Origin of the sequence: Flavobacterium labens (genome assembly GCF_048286755.1) — a bacterium.
In the GTDB taxonomy this organism is placed as follows: Bacteria; Bacteroidota; Bacteroidia; order Flavobacteriales; family Flavobacteriaceae; genus Flavobacterium.
This window is the reverse complement of the sequence record NZ_JBLVPL010000001.1, coordinates 921,784-937,304: the sequence shown is the minus strand read 5'-3', so window position 1 is coordinate 937,304 and position 15,521 is coordinate 921,784. Positions and strand designations below refer to the sequence as shown.

General features: G+C 33.6%; 17 protein-coding genes. All 17 read left to right on the top strand.

The genetic code is table 11. The features are described from left to right. The first annotated feature begins 2 nt into the window (after nt 1–2). The 17 genes from ACNQF8_RS04095 (at nt 3) to dut (ending at nt 15,503) form a co-directional block, all read left to right on the top strand. On the top strand, nt 3–710 hold the full coding sequence (locus tag ACNQF8_RS04095; protein WP_417950900.1) for a hypothetical protein: 708 nt from the start codon (nt 3–5) through the stop codon (nt 708–710). Between the two features lie 47 nt (nt 711–757). Next, nucleotides 758–2,227, top strand: coding sequence for a DUF5687 family protein (locus ACNQF8_RS04090; RefSeq protein ID WP_417950899.1), 1,470 nt, complete (start codon nt 758–760; stop codon nt 2,225–2,227). Nucleotides 2,228–2,424: 197 nt separating this feature from the next. After that, complete coding sequence (locus ACNQF8_RS04085) at nt 2,425–3,120, top strand: ABC transporter ATP-binding protein (protein WP_315205800.1); 696 nt, start codon at nt 2,425–2,427, stop codon at nt 3,118–3,120. A 379-nt stretch (nt 3,121–3,499) separates the two neighbouring features. Next, entirely contained in the window at nt 3,500–6,073 is a 2,574-nt protein-coding gene (gene porW / locus ACNQF8_RS04080) for a type IX secretion system periplasmic lipoprotein PorW/SprE (protein ID WP_470303433.1), read from the top strand. 2 nt (nt 6,074–6,075) lie between these two features. After that, the gene (locus tag ACNQF8_RS04075; protein WP_305629049.1) at nt 6,076–6,486 is read left to right on the top strand and encodes a bactofilin family protein; all 411 of its coding nucleotides are present in this window, start codon (nt 6,076–6,078) and stop codon (nt 6,484–6,486) included. Then, nucleotides 6,452–6,679: an AtpZ/AtpI family protein gene (locus ACNQF8_RS04070; RefSeq protein WP_315205810.1), complete on the top strand. Its 228-nt coding sequence runs from the start codon at nt 6,452–6,454 to the stop codon at nt 6,677–6,679. Before ACNQF8_RS04075 ends, ACNQF8_RS04070 begins: the two co-directional genes overlap by 35 nt. Nucleotides 6,680–6,782: 103 nt before the next feature. Beyond that, on the top strand, nt 6,783–7,175 hold the full coding sequence (locus tag ACNQF8_RS04065; RefSeq protein ID WP_417950897.1) for a hypothetical protein: 393 nt from the start codon (nt 6,783–6,785) through the stop codon (nt 7,173–7,175). A gap of 120 nt (nt 7,176–7,295) precedes the next feature. Then, entirely contained in the window at nt 7,296–8,429 is a 1,134-nt protein-coding gene (gene atpB, locus ACNQF8_RS04060) for a F0F1 ATP synthase subunit A (RefSeq protein ID WP_417950896.1), read from the top strand. Between the two features lie 103 nt (nt 8,430–8,532). After that, nucleotides 8,533–8,724: an ATP synthase F0 subunit C gene (atpE, locus tag ACNQF8_RS04055; protein ID WP_073353856.1), complete on the top strand. Its 192-nt coding sequence runs from the start codon at nt 8,533–8,535 to the stop codon at nt 8,722–8,724. Nucleotides 8,725–8,840: 116 nt separating this feature from the next. Next, a complete protein-coding gene (locus ACNQF8_RS04050) occupies nt 8,841–9,341 on the top strand; it encodes a F0F1 ATP synthase subunit B (protein ID WP_099713990.1) in 501 nt (166 codons plus the stop codon). Nucleotides 9,342–9,346: 5 nt separating this feature from the next. Further along, on the top strand, nt 9,347–9,880 hold the full coding sequence (gene atpH, locus ACNQF8_RS04045) for an ATP synthase F1 subunit delta (protein WP_315205822.1): 534 nt from the start codon (nt 9,347–9,349) through the stop codon (nt 9,878–9,880). A 38-nt stretch (nt 9,881–9,918) separates the two neighbouring features. After that, complete coding sequence (atpA, locus tag ACNQF8_RS04040) at nt 9,919–11,496, top strand: F0F1 ATP synthase subunit alpha (RefSeq protein WP_035669021.1); 1,578 nt, start codon at nt 9,919–9,921, stop codon at nt 11,494–11,496. Between the two features lie 71 nt (nt 11,497–11,567). Then, on the top strand, nt 11,568–12,428 hold the full coding sequence (gene atpG, locus ACNQF8_RS04035; RefSeq protein ID WP_315205826.1) for an ATP synthase F1 subunit gamma: 861 nt from the start codon (nt 11,568–11,570) through the stop codon (nt 12,426–12,428). A 90-nt stretch (nt 12,429–12,518) separates the two neighbouring features. Next, on the top strand, nt 12,519–12,962 hold the full coding sequence (locus tag ACNQF8_RS04030) for a GNAT family N-acetyltransferase (protein ID WP_417950894.1): 444 nt from the start codon (nt 12,519–12,521) through the stop codon (nt 12,960–12,962). Nucleotides 12,963–12,972: 10 nt separating this feature from the next. Next, on the top strand, nt 12,973–13,434 hold the full coding sequence (locus ACNQF8_RS04025) for a hypothetical protein (RefSeq protein ID WP_417950893.1): 462 nt from the start codon (nt 12,973–12,975) through the stop codon (nt 13,432–13,434). A gap of 124 nt (nt 13,435–13,558) precedes the next feature. Continuing rightward, nucleotides 13,559–15,022, top strand: a complete 1,464-nt coding sequence (locus ACNQF8_RS04020) for a lipopolysaccharide biosynthesis protein (protein WP_417950892.1) — start codon at nt 13,559–13,561, stop codon at nt 15,020–15,022. Between the two features lie 46 nt (nt 15,023–15,068). Beyond that, nucleotides 15,069–15,503 carry a dUTP diphosphatase gene (dut, locus tag ACNQF8_RS04015; protein ID WP_417950891.1) on the top strand — a complete coding sequence of 145 codons (435 nt, stop codon included), beginning with the start codon at nt 15,069–15,071 and terminating at the stop codon, nt 15,501–15,503. The last annotated feature ends 18 nt before the right edge of the window (nt 15,504–15,521 follow it).

Here is a 15,521-nt window from a genome sequence, read left to right as displayed (position 1 = left end):
TTATGAAATTAACCACCCAACAAATAGACCAACTCTACCTTTTTACCCGCCAGCATTATGTAGAATATTACGATTTGCAAACGGAATTAGTCGATCATTTGGCAAACGCCATTGAAACTGAATGGCAACAAAATCCTAAACTAACTTTTGACGAAGTTTTAAACAAAGAATTCAAGAAATTTGGCGTTTTTGGGTTTATGGATGTAGTAGAAAGTCGGCAAACTGCTCTAGGGAAAAAATACAATCGGTTAGTGTTTCAACATTTTAAAACTTTTTTTAAAGTCCCGAAAATTTTATTAACGATAGTAATGACCTTTTTGCTTTTTAATATTCTGAAAACAAGCATTTACAACGACTATATTTTAATAGGTATTTGTATTATTTATTTTGGATTTATTTTTCATGAATTTTACAAAAATAAGAAAATCAAAAAGATACAAAAAGAGACCAATAAAAATAAATGGTTGTTTGAAGAAATTATCAACCAATATGGTGTTTCTTCGGGAGCTTTTTCGGTTCCGTTTTATTTTTTTATTCAAATAAGCAGTCGTGCAGAAAGGTATTTATTAAATGATTATTGGATTTTCACCTTGAGTTTTATGATAGTGCTTTTTGGAATTTTAAATTATATTTTATTCAGAGTCATCCCTTCCAAAGCTGAAGCCTATTTAAAACAAACCTACCCAGAATATAAATTAGAAAATTTGTAACGTTTTCTTATTTTGACTACATATTACAAAACCAAAATTACCAAACTATGATTCAAAAATTCCTTTATCTCGAATGGAAAGCATTTTTTAGGTCGGCTTCCTTCGCAACTAATTTGGCTTTGAAAATCCTGATGGGTTTTGTCGCCGTTTATTTCATTTTAATTTTCTTGGCATTAGGAGTCGGTGCATTTTATATTTTAAAGAAAATGAATCTGGACCCAATTGTTACCGTGAATCAATTCATGATTTATTATGTATTGATGGATTTAATCGTCCGATTGCTGTTGCAAAAAATTCCGGTGATGAACATTCGCCCGATGTTGATTTTCCCCATAAAAAAATCCACAATTGTTCATTTCTCTTTAGGGAAGACGGTTTTGTCCTTCTTTAATTTGGTGCATGGTTTTTTCCTGATTCCGTTTAGTGTTGTTTTAATTATTGAAGGTTATGATCCTGTTTCTGTAGTACTTTGGTATACTGCGTTGTTTTCATTGCTGTACATCAATAATTTTTTGAATATTCTACTGAGTAATAAAGACAATTTATTTGCTGTTTTCTTAGCATTAGCAGCCGTTTTAGGTGGATTACAGTATTATGGACTGTTCAATATCACAGATTATACAGCGCCATTTTTTGATGCTATTTTCAATACATATTGGGCTTTTTCCATTCCAGTAGTAGCTTTAATCGCTTTATATTATTTCACATTCCAGTATTTCAAAAAGAATTTATATTTGGATGCGGGATTGTCTAACAAACACGATGAAGCCAAAACAGAAGAGCTGACTTGGTTAAACCAATTTGGAACCATTGGAACCTTTTTGAAAAATGACATTAAATTAATCAAAAGAAACAAACGATCTAAAACTACTGTTGGATTGAGCGTCATGTTTCTTTTTTATGGTTTTCTTTTCTTTACTAATGCAATTGCAGTATACAACAATCCTACAATGCACATTTTTGCCGGGATTTTCGTTTCTGGTGGATTTCTTATCACTTTCGGACAATTTGTACCTAGCTGGGATAGTGCCTATTATCCGTTAATGATGACGCAAAACATTCCTTACAAAGGCTATTTGAGTTCTAAATGGTGGTTGATGGTAATTGCTACAATAGTTACCACAACCATTGCGTCATTCTATCTCTATTTTGGAGTTCAGGTATATTTAACCATTGTTGTAGGTGCAATTTATAATATCGGAGTCAATTCTCATTTGGTTTTACTGGGTGGTGCATACACTAAAACACCAATCGATTTGAGTTCCGGTAAAGGCGCTTTTGGTGACAAAAAAGCATTCAATGTAAAAACTATGCTCATCTCAATTCCACAATTAGGATTACCCGTTTTACTGTATTGGTTGGGTTCAAAATTTGGAAACCCAAACATAGGCTTAGCACTAGTAGCAGGGGTAGGAGTAATTGGATTTGCCTTCAAAGAGAAAGCATTTTCCTTGATTGAGAAAATTTACAAATCAGAGAAATACGCGACCATAGCGGCTTATAAACAAAAAGGATAAATAACAATTAAAGTAACCAACAAGACAAAAGCTTTAAGTCCTGTTTTAGACTTAAAAAAGGGAAACGATTCAAATAGAAATATTCATCAAGCCTTAATTTTACTTAATAACTTAATGGTTTAAAAAAATATTTTCAATTTTTCAAAAGCTTTTGCCTAAATAACCAAATAACTAGTCAACCGATTAAACTTTAAAAAATGATACAAGTAAACAACCTTTCGAAAACATACAACGGAACAACCGTATTAAAAATAGATACTTTAGAAATAAAAAAAGGCGAAAGCTTTGGATTAGTGGGGAATAACGGAGCAGGAAAAACTACTTTTTTCAGCCTTTTATTGGATTTAATTCAGCCATCAACAGGGAATATCATCAACAATGACGTTCAAGTAAACACCAGCGAAAACTGGAAACCATTCACCGCTTCTTTCTTGGACGAAAGCTTCTTAATAGGTTACTTAACTCCCGAAGAATATTTTTATTTCATAGGCGATTTACGCGGACAAAACAAAGCCGATGTTGATGCTTTATTGGCCAAGCACGAAGAATTTTTCAACGGAGAAATACTTAAAAACAAGAAATATTTACGCGATTTATCCAAAGGAAACCAGAAAAAAGTGGGTATCATCGCCACTTTAATCGGGAATCCAGAAGTGATTATTCTGGACGAACCGTTTGCTAATTTAGATCCAACGACACAATTTAGATTAAAAAAAATCATCAAAGATTTAGCTGATAATCCGGATGTTACAGTACTGGTTTCCAGCCACGATTTGTTGCACACCGTTGAGGTAAGTGACAGGATTGTCGCGTTGCACAAAGGCGAAGTAGTTAAAGACATTCAAACTTCTGAGGAGACCTTAAAGGAATTAGAGCTGTTTTTTGCAGTTTAAACATAAAATAACTCAACCGCAAATTCGCTAATTATATAGTCTAATGAGTCTATGTAATTAGCGAGTTTGCGGTTTATTTTTAGTCTTCAAATCCATAAAGTTTAATTTGGGCGTGACCCGGAAAAAAATCCGGGTCGGGCTTTCGCTCTCAATCTTTTTTATTCTTAAAAAAAAAGAATAAAAAAGGATTTCCGCTACATCCCTCACGCGCGCATGAGACTCAAATAAACCCCGATAATTTTCACGATATCAAAAAGAAACGTATTTTTACAAGTCAGTATACTAAAATGCATTTTTAAAAGTTAATTGATAAAAACGTTTTCCATTGAAAGTCAATAGATTCAAACAGTTATTTTTCCTCTTATTTTTCGGTTTTTTAGTGGCCTGTTCTACTAAGAAAGACACTTTTATGGCCAGAAATTCCCACGCCTTGAGTACAAAGTATAATATTTTGTACAACGGTCAAGTAGGTTTGGACAAAGGAGTTAAGGAAATAAAATCCAACAGTGATGACGATTTCTGGAAACGTCTGCCAATAGAAAAAATGCAAATTGTAGAAGACTTCACTTCCACAACAAAACCTAAAAATACGAATTTTGAATTGGCAGAAGCTAAAGCGACTAAAGCCATTCAAAAGCATTCCATGAATATTGGCGGTAGAGAGAAAAACACTCAAATTGACGAAGCGTATCTTATGCTTGGGAAATCCCGTTATTACGACCAACGATTTGTTCCTGCACTTGACGCATTCAATTATGTTTTATACAAATATCCCAACAGCAGCAAGATTTATGAGGCTAAAATTTGGCGTGAAAAAACAAACATGCGCTTAGGAAATGATGCTTTGGTAATAAAAAATATAAGTAAATTATTAGAAGATCACGAAGTAAAAAAACAGGTTTTTGCGGATGCTAATGCGCTTCTATCAGAGTCTTTTTTAAATTTAGAAGAAAAAGACAGTGCGGTTGCTAAACTAAAATTAGCCATAGCGTTTACCAAGGTAAATCAGGAAAGAGCACGATATCGTTTTGTTTTGGGACAATTGTACCAACAATTAGGATATAAGGATAGTGCCGTGACTTCGTATCAATCAGTGATTGACATGAACCGAAAAGCGGATAGAAAATTTGTCATTCAGGCGCATGCTAAAAAAGCGGAATTGTTTGATTATCAAAACGGTGATTTCAATTCTTTTATAAAAACATTTGATGAACTGGCAAAAGACAGAGAAAACCGCCCGTATAAAGATTTAATTTTTCATCAGATGGCAGTTTTTTATGATCAGAAAAACGACCAGAAGAAAGCGTTGGATTTTTACAATTTATCCTTAAGAACAGATTCAAAAGATTCCTATTTAGTAGCTTCAAATTACCGAAATTTAGGAAATATGTATTTTAGAAATGCGGAATATCCTGCTGCTGCAAAATATTATGACAGTACATTGGTAAAACTCAATGACAAAACGAGAGAGCATAATAAAATAAAAAAAATTAGAACTAATCTAGATGAAGTGATTTTGTATGAGGCTCTTGCCAAAAGAAATGACAGTATTTTGAATGTGGTTGCATTGAATGAGAGTGATAAAATAGCTTATTTCGAAAAATACATCCTCAAATTAAAAGAACAAGATGAAATCAACAGAGTTTTAGATGAAAAACGAAAAGAAAAACTAGAAAATATAGAACGAAATAGTACAATTAGTTCTATTGATCCGGCTTCTAATCAGGAACCTGGAAAACCGGCCAAAAAATCAACGTTGATGCCGCCAGCTATTCCCAATGTTTCCTCACAACAAGCAGGAAGTATTTTCTATTTTTATAATCCTACAACCGTAGCTTTTGGAAAAATAGAATTCAAAAAAACGTGGGGCGACAGAACTCCAAATGGCAATTGGAGAATCTCATCCAGTACTGGAAATCCAACATCGGTAGATCCTTTGAGTGATGACAAAGAAACTCTTGAGGATGTATCAACAGCGGAGAAAATTGTGGAGCAATACACTACTGATTTTTATTTGAAACAACTTCCAATAGCACAAACGGAGATAGACAGCATTGGTAAAGAACGTAATTTTGCGTATTACCAATTAGGGATTATTTATAAAGAAAAATTCAAAGAAAATAATTTGGCCATCGCTAAACTGGAACAATTATTAAACAACAATCCTGAAGAAAAACTGGTGCTTCCATCGATGTATAATTTGTATAAATTGTACCAAATCACCGATGCAAGCAAAGCAGAAGCGATGAAAAAAAGAATATCAGCTCAATATCCGGATTCTCGTTATGCGCAAATTATGAACAACACAAGCTCCAATGCGGCTTCAGTAAATGAAACACCGGAAAGTGCGTATACGAAATGGTATAAATTATACGAACAAGAACAATTTGTAAAGGTTTTAGAGAACTCAGACGCTTTGATTAATCAGTTTTCGGGAGATGAAATTGTATCAAAATTCGAACTGCTTAAAGCAAATACCATTGGAAAACTGAAAGGACTAACGGCTTACAAAAATGCATTGCAAGGAGTAGCGGATAATTATCCGAACAGCGAAGAAGGTAAAAATGCACAAGAAATCCTGATGAGTCAAATTCCGTTTTTAGAGAAAATGGAGTTGAATTCAACAGACTCAAATAATTGGAAAATTCTATATCGAGTAGGTTCACGAGAGGATAAAAACACAAAAGCAATAGAGGAAAAAATCAAAATGTTAGTTGCTGCAGAAAGTCCTCAGAAACTATATTATTCCTATGATATTTATACTGAAAAAGAAAATTTCATCACGATTCATGGAATAAAATCAGAACTTTATGCTAAAGACATTGTATTTGTATTGAAGGATAATGTAAAATATAAATTGGTCGATCCTGCTATTGTAGTTTCAGGTGAGAACTATAAAGTGATTCAAATCAAGAAAAATATAGACATTTATTTAGCGCCAAAAAATCAATAAACATGTTTGATAAAAAGCAAAAATCATACACCGATCTTTTGGGTAAAACCAATAGAATTGTTGAAGGAACTACTATAAAAGGCGATATTATTTCGCACGCTGATTTTAGATTAGACGGAAACTTGATAGGTAATTTTCAGTCTGGCGGGAAAATTGTAATTGGCCCAGCTGGAAGCGTTACTGGTGATATCGTGTGTAAAAATGCAGATATTGAAGGAAAATTTGATGGAAAAATTCAAGTAACCGAAGTGTTGAATGTAAAATCAAAGGCCAGCATTCATGGAGAAGTTACCACAGGAAAATTATCTGTGGAGCCAGGAGCTGATTTTAGCGCTTCTTGCACAATGAAGACTAATGTAAAAAATCTAATCCAGAACGATGGACAACAATCCCAACAAAAAAAGAGCGAATAAATGGCTTGCGCTGATTAACATTCCTATTCAAATGGGAGCAATCATCTTTCTGTTTTCCTATCTGGGAGACTGGTTAGACGAAAATCATCCACACCCAAAAGTTTATTACAGTAAAATTTTAGTAATGGTTGGCGTTGCACTGGCTTTGTATAATGTGATACGACAGGTAAACGAAATCAATAAAACGCAATAATTTTTTTAAATAAAAATCAAAAAACAAGTTGTAAACGTCTGGATGGTCGTATAAATTCAAATAACTTTGCACCTTAGTGCCGTTGGGGCAAAAAACAAATACAATGAATTTAAAAAATTACAAACCGCTTCTGCCTTTATTGGCACTTGCGGGATTGGCTTATGTGCTTCATCGCGTTGCTTTTTATCTATTAGATATAAATGATGCGACTTTTTATTATTCGATAGAAACCCTTTATATGTTATTTCTGGTTTTGTCGATTATGGTATTTGTAGTCCTGTTAAAAGTCAAAGAACGCAGTTTTGATAATGTGGGGATGTCATTTCTTTTGAGTACCAGTATTAAAATGATTGTTTGTTATCTGATTTTAAAGCCTATATTGCAGGTTACAGCTCAAAACAATGCAATAGAGAAAAAGAATTTTTTTATGATGTTTATTCTCTTTTTAGCAATTGAAACCATATTAACAATACGTATATTAAACGAAAAGCAATAAATATGTTATTCAAGGAACAAATCCATCAAAAATAATTTTTTATATTCTTTTGAATATTAATAAAAGATGTACATTTGCACCAAATTTCAGAAACGTAATAAATTAAGATAATTAACTGTTATGGTGATTTCAAACAAACCACTTAGATTTATATTAGCGACTTTAGTAGCGTGTCTTCCTTTAATTAGTTTTGCAAATCCTGAACAGGATACTGTAAAAGTAAAAACAGAAGTTGCCCATGAGGCAGCCGAAGGAGCTCATGCTGAACCAACAGATGTAAAATCTAAAATTAAGGCATTTATTAATCATCACCTTTTGGATGCGCATGATTTTACCTTTTCAGCAAATGAAGAAACAGGCACGCATTATGGTTTTTCATTGCCAATTATTCTTTGGGATAATGGTTTGCAAGTATTTTCTTCTTCAAAATTTCATCATGGTGAAGAAGTTGCAGAACATAATGGTAACTTTTACGTATTGCACCACGAGAAAATATACAAAACGGACGCTTCTGGAGCTTTAACAGAAGAGCACGGTCACCCAACAAATCCAACGCCACTAGATTTATCTATTACAAAAAGTGTAATCGGTATTTTAGGAATAGCAATCTTAATGTTTGTATTGTTTACAGGTTTAGCAAAATCGTATGCTAAAAATGGAGGTATAGCTTCAGGAGCAGGACGTTTCTTTGAGCCACTTGTTCTTTATGTAAGAGACGAAATTGCCATTCCAAACATTGGAGAAAAAGGATATAAAAAATACATGAGTTATTTATTGACTATATTTTTCTTTATTTTCTTTTTAAATATATTAGGATTAACTCCACTAGGATTTAACGTAACGGGAAATATTGCTATTACAGCATCATTAGCTTTGTTAACGTATTTGATTACAACTTTTACGGCTAACAAAAATTACTGGGGACACATTTTCTGGATGCCAGGTGTGCCAACTCCAATGAAATTTATTTTGGCTCCAATTGAATTATTGGGAACAATCATCAAACCATTTTCATTAATGATACGTTTGTACGCTAACATTTTAGCAGGACACGTTGTTTTGATGAGCATCATTGGTTTAATGTTTATCTTTAAAAGCTGGATTGGAAGTACTTTGTCATTCGGATTGGCATTTGCACTTTCTATCCTTGAAATATTAGTTGCTTTTTTACAAGCGTATATTTTCACAATGTTATCTGCACTTTATTTTGGAGCAGGAAACGAAGAGCATCATCACGACGAGGCTCACCATTAAATTGCTTTAAGCAATAAGCTATAGGCAATAAGCTGCAAAGCATAAAGCCTACCGCCTAAAGCATAAAGCCAAAAAAGAATGTTTAATTTTTAATATATATATTATGGAAATTCCAACTATTGTAGGAGCAGGATTGATTGTTATCGGAGCAGGTTTAGGTATTGGTAGAATTGGTGGTTCAGCAATGGATGCTATTGCTCGTCAGCCAGAAGCTTCTGGAAAAATCCAAACAGCTATGCTTATCGCAGCTGCACTTATTGAAGGTATTGGTTTCGCTGCGTTATTCGCATCTTAATTAAAACTTAAAAAACAATAGTTACAACGGTTGGTTGTAACTATTGTTTTTAAAATTAAAACATTACAAATTGCGATTAAAAGCAATTCATACTTTAAAATTTATAATTAGATATAATGGATAAGTTAATAAATGATTTTTCGTTTGGTTTGTTTATTTGGCAAATAGCAATATTTGTTGGATTAATACTCTTGTTAAAAAAATTCGCTTGGAAACCAATTCTTGATGCAGTTAATGATAGAGAAGAAGGAATTAAAAATGCATTACTTTCTGCTGAAAACGCTAGAAAAGAAATGCAAAATCTTCAAGCTGACAACCAACGTATTTTACAAGAAGCAAGATTAGAGCGTGACAACATGCTTAAAGATGCTCGTGAAATGAAAGAGAAAATGGTTGCTGATGCTAAAAATGAAGCGCAAGCTCAAGGATTGAAAATGATCGAGCAAGCGAAAGCAGCAATTGAAAGCGAAAAAAATGCAGCTATGGCAGAATTGAAATTACAAGTTTCAACTTTATCATTGAGTATCGCAGAAAAAATATTGAAAGACGAATTATCTAACAAAGAAGCTCAAACTAAATTAGTTGAGAAAATGTTAGGTGACGTAAAGTTAAACTAACAATTATGGCAAGTACAAGAGCAGCAATTCGTTATGCAAAAGCAATTCTAGACTTAGCAAACTCAAAAGGTGTTGCCGAAGTTGTAAATAACGACATGAAATTGATTGCTTCGACAATTAATGGTAATTTGGAATTGAGTACTTTTATTCAAAATCCAACCATGAAAGTGGAAGTGAAAGAGAAAGCACTGTTAGAAGTTTTTGCAGGTATCAATGGCGTAACTCAAGGGTTGTTTCATTTGTTATTTGAAAACAAAAGATTCGAAATTCTAGAAGCAATTGCAATAGAGTACAGTAAATTATCTGACATTATGAATGGTATTGAAGTAGCTCAGGTTACTACAGCAATTCCTATGGATGCAGGATTAGAAGCACAAGTTTTGGCTAAAATTGCAACCCTTTCAGATAAAAAAATCACAATAGAAAATATAGTAGATGCTTCAATCATTGGAGGATTTATTCTAAGAATAGGCGACAAGCAATACAATGCTTCAGTAGCCAACAGATTACAAGTATTAAAAAGAGAGTTAAGTAATTAGTTTTATTGCACATTTAAGTGTCTAAATTATAAATTAAGATGGCGGAAATCAAACCTGCTGAAATTTCAGCAATATTAAGAAAGCAAGTAGAAGGTTTTGAATCTGGTGCTACACTAGAAGAAGTAGGAACAGTACTTCAAGTTGGAGATGGTATTGCTCGTGTTTACGGGCTTTCTAATGTTCAATATGGAGAGTTAGTTGAATTTGACAATGGATTAGAAGCTATTGTTTTGAATCTTGAAGAAGATAATGTAGGTGTGGTACTTTTAGGACCATCTACAGGAATCAAAGAAGGTTCAACTGCAAAAAGAACACAACGTATTGCTTCTCTTAAAGTAGGAGAACAAATGGTAGGTCGTGTAGTTAACACTCTTGGTTTTCCAATTGATGGAAAAGGGCCAATTGGTGGAGATTTATACGAGATGCCTTTGGAAAGAAAAGCTCCTGGAGTTATCTTCCGTCAACCAGTTACTGAGCCATTACAAACAGGTATCAAAGCAGTAGATGCAATGATTCCAGTAGGTCGTGGACAACGTGAGCTAGTTATTGGTGACCGTCAAACAGGTAAATCAACTGTTTGTATCGATACTATCTTAAATCAAAAAGAATTTTACGATGCTGGGAAACCAGTATTTTGTATCTACGTTGCTATTGGACAAAAAGCGTCAACTGTAGCAGGAATTGCTAAAATGTTAGAAGAAAAAGGAGCAATGGCTTATACCATTATTGTTGCTGCTAATGCTTCTGATCCAGCTCCAATGCAAGTTTACGCTCCTTTCGCGGGTGCAGCAATTGGAGAATATTTTAGAGATTCAGGTCGTCCGGCTTTAATTGTTTATGATGATTTATCTAAACAAGCTGTTGCTTACCGTGAGGTTTCTCTTTTATTAAGAAGACCACCGGGACGTGAAGCATATCCTGGAGACGTTTTCTACTTACACAGTAGATTATTAGAGCGTGCTTGTAAAGTAATTGCAGATGATGGAATTGCTAAAGACATGAACGATTTACCAGATTCATTGAAATCAATTGTAAAAGGTGGTGGTTCATTAACTGCTTTACCTATTATTGAAACTCAAGCTGGTGACGTTTCTGCATACATCCCAACAAACGTAATTTCGATTACAGATGGTCAAATTTTCCTTGATGGAGATTTGTTTAACTCTGGGGTTCGTCCAGCAATTAACGTAGGTATCTCGGTATCTCGTGTTGGAGGAAATGCACAAATTAAATCAATGAAAAAAGTAGCAGGTACTTTGAAACTGGATCAAGCACAATTCCGTGAATTGGAAGCGTTTGCTAAATTTGGTTCTGATTTAGATGCAGTTACTTTAAATGTAATTGAAAAAGGAAAAAGAAACGTTGAAATCTTGAAACAAGGTTTGAACGATCCTTATACAGTTGAAGATCAAGTTGCGATTATCTATGCTGGTTCTAAAAACTTATTGAGAAATGTTCCTGTGAACAAAGTAAGAGAATTTGAGAAAGATTTCTTGGAATTCTTGAACAACAAACACAGAGCTACTCTTGATGCGTTGAAAGCAGGAAAATTAACAGACGAAATTACAGATGTAATCGAAACTGTAGCAAAAGAATTATCAGCAAAATATAACTAATTTAGTGAAAAGTGAAAAGTGAGTAGTTTTGGCTATTCACTTTTCACGACTCACTCTTCACTATAAATAAAATGGCAAATTTAAAGGAAATCCGTAATAGAATTACTTCCGTTTCATCTACGATGCAAATCACATCGGCAATGAAAATGGTTTCTGCAGCAAAGCTAAAGAAAGCACAAGATGCAATCACAGCAATGCGCCCTTATGCCGAAAAATTAACGGAATTATTGCAAAATCTTTCTGCTACCCTTGAAGGTGATGCAGGTGGAGAATTTACAACACAACGTGAGATTAAAAAAGTTTTAGTGGTAGCGATAACTTCAAATAGAGGTTTATGTGGTGCATTTAATACAAATGTTATCAAAGAAGCAAAAAGCCGTTCAGAGTTTTATGCTGGAAAACAAGTTGATATTTTTGCTATTGGTAAAAAAGGAAATGATGTTTTGAGCAAATCACTTTCAATTGTGGATAATCAAAGTGCTATTTTTGACGATTTGACTTTTGACAATGTGGCTAAAATTGCTGACTTGTTAACGGAGAAATTCGTTTCTGGTGAATACGATAAGATTGAGTTGATTTATAACCAATTTAAAAATGCTGCGACACAAATCGTTCAAACAGAACAATTTTTGCCATTAGCACCAATTAAATCAGATCTTACTGCTTCGACTGGAGATTATATCTTTGAACCTTCAAAAGAAGAAATCGTGTTGACTTTGATTCCAAAATCATTAAAAACACAGTTGTATAAAGGAATTCGTGATTCATTTGCTTCAGAGCACGGAGCGCGTATGACTGCAATGCACAAAGCAACTGATAACGCAACGGAATTGAGAAATCAATTGAAGTTGACTTATAATAAAGCACGTCAAGCTTCTATTACTAATGAAATCTTAGAGATTGTTGGTGGCGCTGAAGCATTGAATGGGTAATACATTATTGATTCAAAATATATTTTAAGAGCCAACAGATGTTGGCTCTTTTTTTGTTTAATTTTATAGTTTAAAACAATACTTGGAAGAATGAAATTACAACTCAAAGAACTTACCACTAAACAAGAAATGCTGGCGCAATACCCAGTAATGCAATATTTATATACTAATTTCAGTTTAGAGAAATACAATACCTATCTTGATGATATGATCCCACACAACTACAAACAAATCGCTGTTTTTGAGGGTGATGAATGTGTTGGACTCTCTGGATTGTGGTCTGGAACTAAACTCTGGTCAGGCAAGTATTTAGAAATTGATAATTTTATTGTACATCCAGAACATCGTAAAAAAGGAATTGGTAAAATGCTAACGGATTATGTCGATGCCAAAGCCAAAGAACTTGGATGTACTATGATTGTTTTAGACGCTTTTACGGGAAATTATACTGCACACCGTTTTTATTACAACCAGGGATACGTGCCTAAAGGATTTCATTTCCTTAAAATTTTAAACGAAGATGGATTAAGTTAAATAGAAAAGTATGAAAGGATATAAAACAATTGTTCTCTTATTTATCATTGCAATCAGCCTGACTTTTTGTGCTATGAAAAAAGAATTTCAAACGGAATTTCCGCAAGAAATACAATCTGCGTTTTATCAGAAAATGAAAGATGGTATTGATAGCGGTGGAACACATTTTTATATTGAATTCAAAAAACCGCTTGCAGCAAACATCAAACTGGAGAAAATCTATTTTCAAAATCAGCAATCTGCGGTTCAAGAAATTACTCCAAAAGACTTTGAATCTACTTTTTTGCAAAGCAATAAAAAAGAAGATTTGATTATGGATAAAAATCCTGCTAAAGAATATGGAAACAAAGCGCCGGTAATTCAAAAAACTAAGTTTGATTTAAAACCCAACGAAGCAGTGTTGGAATACAAGAAGGACGATGAAACCCAGTTTTTTAAAATAACAAATCTCATAGAAAAGCCATTAAGATAATTTTGGTAAAAATGAATCAGTTCTAGTCGTAGGTATTTCTGTTCCAAAACAAATATTCACTTCAGATGATTAAACCAAAGAATTCGTTATTTTTGTTTTTATAAATAGTAATAGACACATCATTTTGGGATTATATAAAAATCTTTTTAAACAGACTGCCATTTATGGATTGGCTACGGTCATACCAAGAATGTTCAGTTTTATATTGGTTCCATTATACACAGATTTGCTTCCAAAAGCTGAATACGGAAAGGTTTCCATCATTTTTGCGTGGATGATTTTTTTTAATGTAATTCTCGCGTATGGATTTGAGACTGCTTTCTTTAGGTTTTACAATAAAGAAACCGATAAGAAATCGGTTGTGGAAACAACATCTGTTTCTCTTTTTTGGACTTCTATTTCGTTTTTATTCATTGCCTTATTATTCAGGAATAAATTAGCCATTTGGTCTGGAATTGATGCTCAATATATCACGTATACCATCTGGATTTTAGTCCTAGATGCATTAGTGATTGTTCCTTTTTCTAAATTAAGGGTCAATCAGCAACCCATAAAATATGCTATAATTAAAATTGGAAATGTTGTAATAAATCTGGTGTTAAACCTTTTCTTTTTGAGTTATTTACCGGCAATTTCTGAATCAAATCCGGATAGTTTTTTAAGTTCTTTTTACTTAGAAGATTTTCAAATAGGCTATATTTTTGTGTCTAATATTGTTGCGAGTTTAGCTACATTCCTTATACTTTCTCCTAATTATCTTTTGCTGAAATGGCATTTTGATTACAAGCTTTGGAAACGAATGATGCAGTATGGTTTGCCTATTATGGTAGCCGGAATCGCATTTGCCATCAACGAACAGTTTGATAAAATTTTATTGGGGAAATTACTGCCTGCAAATATTGCTGATGCCGAAGTAGGGGTATATTCTGCGTGTTATAAACTTGGTTTGTTCATGGTTTTGTACCGTACGGCCTACACATTAGGAATCGAACCTTTCTTTTTTAGCCACGCTGATAAGGAGGATGCGCCTCAAACCTACGCCACGATTACTAAGTATTTTGTCATTTTTGGCTCTTTTATTTTACTGTCCGTAATCGTTTTTGCCGATGTTTTAAAATACATCATGATTCAGGATGAGTCGTATTGGGAAGCTATGAAAGTGGTGCCGTTAATCATTTTGGCTAACTTTTTCTTGGGCATTTACACCAATCTTTCCGTTTGGTATAAACTTATAGATAAAACTCATATTGGTGCTTATATTTCCATTATTGGAGCTATAATTACATTAGCGTTAAATTACTTGCTAATACCAACAATGAGCTATTACGGCTCTGCAATTGCTACGATTGCGGCCTATGGGAGTATGATGTTTATTTCCTACTATTTCGGAAATAAATATTATCCTATTCCATATGACACCAATAAAATTGCTATGTATCTATTGATATCAATAGGATTTTCGGCAGTTTCATTTTATGGTTTTAGAGAAAATTATTATGTCGGAATCACATTATTACTCGGATTCATCTATTTCATATACCACAACGAAAAAGAATTATTAACCAAAATTTTGAATCGAAAAAAATAGGGACAAGTCGCGACTTATACCTACAACATATTTTAAATAAAAAGCAATGACAATAAATATAATCAACAAATCACAACATGCCTTGCCAAACTATGAAACCATAGCTTCAGCAGGAATGGACTTACGAGCGAACTTAACAGCATCGATATATCTTAAACCATTGGAAAGAACCATTGTAAAAACAGGTCTTTTCATAGAATTACCAATAGGTTACGAAGCACAAGTGCGTCCAAGAAGTGGTCTTGCTGCCAAAAAAGGAATTACTGTGCTCAATTCTCCAGGAACAGTAGATGCAGATTATCGTGGCGAAATAGGTGTGATTTTAGTAAATTTATCCAACGAAGATTTCGTTATCGAAAATGGAGAGCGTATTGCACAACTTATCATCGCAAAACACGAACGTGCTGAGTGGATTGAAGTACAGGAACTAACAGAAACATCCAGAGGCGAAGGTGGTTTTGGAAGTACAGGAGTGAAATAAATTTAATAATTTAAAGAT

Excerpts from the sequence above, each read along its gene's own strand:
- ACNQF8_RS04095 (WP_417950900.1), top strand. The coding sequence starts at position 3 with ATGAAATTAACCACCCAACAAATAGACCAACTCTACCTTTTTACCCGC.
- ACNQF8_RS04090 (WP_417950899.1), top strand. The coding sequence starts at position 758 with ATGATTCAAAAATTCCTTTATCTCGAATGGAAAGCATTTTTTAGGTCG.
- ACNQF8_RS04085 (WP_315205800.1), top strand. The coding sequence starts at position 2,425 with ATGATACAAGTAAACAACCTTTCGAAAACATACAACGGAACAACCGTA.
- ACNQF8_RS04075 (WP_305629049.1), top strand. The coding sequence starts at position 6,076 with ATGTTTGATAAAAAGCAAAAATCATACACCGATCTTTTGGGTAAAACC.
- ACNQF8_RS04070 (WP_315205810.1), top strand. The coding sequence starts at position 6,452 with ATGGACAACAATCCCAACAAAAAAAGAGCGAATAAATGGCTTGCGCTG.
- ACNQF8_RS04065 (WP_417950897.1), top strand. The coding sequence starts at position 6,783 with ATGAATTTAAAAAATTACAAACCGCTTCTGCCTTTATTGGCACTTGCG.
- atpB (WP_417950896.1), top strand. The coding sequence starts at position 7,296 with ATGGTGATTTCAAACAAACCACTTAGATTTATATTAGCGACTTTAGTA.
- atpE (WP_073353856.1), top strand. The coding sequence starts at position 8,533 with ATGGAAATTCCAACTATTGTAGGAGCAGGATTGATTGTTATCGGAGCA.
- ACNQF8_RS04050 (WP_099713990.1), top strand. The coding sequence starts at position 8,841 with ATGGATAAGTTAATAAATGATTTTTCGTTTGGTTTGTTTATTTGGCAA.
- atpH (WP_315205822.1), top strand. The coding sequence starts at position 9,347 with ATGGCAAGTACAAGAGCAGCAATTCGTTATGCAAAAGCAATTCTAGAC.
- atpA (WP_035669021.1), top strand. The coding sequence starts at position 9,919 with ATGGCGGAAATCAAACCTGCTGAAATTTCAGCAATATTAAGAAAGCAA.
- atpG (WP_315205826.1), top strand. The coding sequence starts at position 11,568 with ATGGCAAATTTAAAGGAAATCCGTAATAGAATTACTTCCGTTTCATCT.
- ACNQF8_RS04030 (WP_417950894.1), top strand. The coding sequence starts at position 12,519 with ATGAAATTACAACTCAAAGAACTTACCACTAAACAAGAAATGCTGGCG.
- ACNQF8_RS04025 (WP_417950893.1), top strand. The coding sequence starts at position 12,973 with ATGAAAGGATATAAAACAATTGTTCTCTTATTTATCATTGCAATCAGC.
- dut (WP_417950891.1), top strand. The coding sequence starts at position 15,069 with ATGACAATAAATATAATCAACAAATCACAACATGCCTTGCCAAACTAT.